4 protein-coding genes are annotated in these 2,255 nt (G+C 72.2%); 3 read left to right on the top strand and 1 reads right to left on the bottom strand.

The window, feature by feature from the left end:
- From B7X32_RS20490 to B7X32_RS20480, 3 genes are all read left to right on the top strand, one after another.
- On the top strand, positions 1–836 hold an 836-nt coding region (locus B7X32_RS20490; RefSeq protein WP_292723986.1), incomplete at its 5' end, for an alpha/beta fold hydrolase.
- Positions 837–981: 145 nt separating this feature from the next.
- Positions 982–1,632 carry a helix-turn-helix domain-containing protein gene (locus B7X32_RS20485; protein WP_292723984.1) on the top strand — a complete coding sequence of 217 codons (651 nt, stop codon included), beginning with the start codon at positions 982–984 and terminating at the stop codon, positions 1,630–1,632.
- A complete protein-coding gene (locus B7X32_RS20480) occupies positions 1,629–1,850 on the top strand; it encodes a hypothetical protein (RefSeq protein WP_292723982.1) in 222 nt (73 codons plus the stop codon). The genes B7X32_RS20485 and B7X32_RS20480 overlap by 4 nt, the downstream gene beginning before the upstream one ends.
- Before the next feature lie 40 nt (positions 1,851–1,890).
- Here the strand turns inward: B7X32_RS20480 and B7X32_RS20475 are convergent, their stop codons facing one another.
- Entirely contained in the window at positions 1,891–2,154 is a 264-nt protein-coding gene (locus tag B7X32_RS20475) for a hypothetical protein (protein WP_366247018.1), read from the bottom strand.
- Between the last annotated feature and the right edge of the window lie 101 nt (positions 2,155–2,255).

Raw genomic sequence — 2,255 nt, 5'->3', positions numbered from 1 at the left:
CGGGGACGAACGGATCCGGCCGGCTGCTCGCCGAGTCCTTCGCCGAGCGCGGATTCGCCTCCGTGCGCTACGACAAGCGGGCGTCGGGCCCGCACGTCGTCGAAAACCTGCCGCGCCTCGCGGGTACGTTCAGCATGGCGTCGCACCTCGCCGAGCTCGCCGCCGCGCTCGACGTGCTCGTCGCCGATCCCCGCGTGGATCGGAGCAGGGTGATCGGCCTCGGCAACAGCGAGGGCTGCGTGCACGTGCTGCACTACGGCCTCGCCCAGGCCGCGGGGGACGCGACGGTGCCGCTCCGCGGGCTGGTCCTGGCCGCGCCTCCGGGACGCAGCGTCGGCGCGGTGCTGGACATGCAGCTGAGCGGGCAGCTCTCGGCAGTACCGGGGGGAGAAGAGATCCTCGTCCGCGTGCGGGAGGCGACGGCGCGCTTCTCGGCGGGCGGATCGATGGATCCGGACGGATCCATCCCCGACGCCGTGGCCGACGTCCTGCGCAGCTTCGACAGCCCGGTGAACCTCCCGTTCGCGCGGGAGCTGTGGAACGAGAGCGCCGCGGACGGCATCGGGGCCGTCGGCGTCCCCACGCTCGTGCTCATCGGCGAGAAGGACCTGCAGATCGACGCCGCGGCCGACGGGGAGCCGCTGCAGGCGGCGGCCGCGGGCAATCCGCTCGTGACGTTCGCGTTCCCGGCGGACGCGAACCACGTTCTCAAGCACGAGCCCCGTCCGCGCACCGAGATCGTCCCGGGGACGAACTACAACGAGGACGGGACCGCGCTGGACCCTGTCGCCGTGGAGACGATCCTGTCCTGGATGGAGCACGTGATCTCCCGCTGAGGTCTCGCGACGCCCCCTCGCAGCACCGGCGCCCCCTCTGAGCGCCGCTCCTGCGAGGGGGCGTCGGTGCGCAGAGGGGGCGTCGGCGAAGAGTCTTGCAAAGAAGTACTTGCAAAGACACACTTGCAAAGGTATCTTTGCATGCATGACGGAGAACGAAGCCCCCGGAACGGACGCGAGGCCCGAGCTGCGCACGCTCGACGCGGGCGCGTTGAAGGCGCTCGCGCACCCGCTGCGGGTGCGGATCCTGGATCTGCTCGCCGAGCGCGGCCCGCAGACGGCGAGCTCGCTCGCGGTGCTGATCGGGGAGAGCTCCGGCGTCACCAGCTATCACCTGCGCGCTCTCGCCGCGCGTGACCTCATCCAGGAGGTCGCCGGGCGCGGCACGGCGCGCGAGCGCTGGTGGGAGCGCCCTCGCGGACGGATGTCGTTCGCCGGACCGAACGAGGCGATGACGCCGTCGAGCCGTGCGGCCGCCCAGATCGTGGAGGACGAGTTCTTCCGCAACCAGCACCAGCGCCTCATGGACCACCTGCACCGCCCGCAGTCCGAAGTGCCGCAGGAGTGGCGCGAGGCCGCGCACCACATGACGACGATGGTCGACATGACCGCCCCGCAGCTGAAGGAGCTCGCGCAGCAGATCGACGAGCTCGTCGAGGCGGCCGTCTTGCGCTACCGGGACCAGACCGGCCCGGGCGTGCGCCGCGTCACGATCCGCACAGACTTGTTCGACCTTCCCGATGCGCGCCCGCGCGGCGCATATTCCGACACCACCGAGACCGAGGAGCTGTCATGACCGCCGCCACGCTGCACATCGCCGCCCTCACGTTCGCCGAGCGCGCGGGGCTCCGCATCGCCGATGCGATCACCGGGTACGTCCGCCGGCGCATGGAGCGCCGCGCGGAGCGGCGCGCGCTCGCGATCGACATGCTGCGCGAGCAGCAGGCGCGCAAGAGCATGGATCCGTTCGTCCTCGAGCAGGCGATGCAGATGATCGGATCGCGGTCGCGCTGAGGTCGCCGCGCGGTGCGCCCCGTGAGGGCGGCGGAGCCGATCAGTCCTCGAACGGACGGACCACGACGTCGCCCGAGGCGGTGCGCGAGACCTCCCAGCCGGTGTCGAGCTCGGCGATCGGCCGGCCCTCCAGCCAGGTGAGCGTCCACGTGCCGCGCAGCAGGTTCAGGGCTCCGGTCTGCAGGCTCAGCGTGCCGCCGGCCACGCTCCTGGCCTCGGCGTCGGCGATGCCGGGGCGCAGGGCCGCGGGAACCGATGCGGGTGGCTCGGATCCGGCGGCCCAGCGCGTCCCGAGCTGCATCATGCCTCCACGGCCGGCGCCAGCTCGATCGCGGTGACGGCGAGCTCCTCGGCCTCGACGAACGTGAGCTCCGCGATCCGGCCCACGGCGCGGAGATCGTCGAC

Origin of the sequence: Microbacterium sp. 13-71-7, from assembly GCF_002257455.1 — a bacterium.
Taxonomy (GTDB): domain Bacteria; phylum Actinomycetota; class Actinomycetes; order Actinomycetales; family Microbacteriaceae; genus Microbacterium.
Note: the sequence above shows the minus strand (reverse complement) of the source record. Positions and strands in the feature narration are given on the sequence as shown.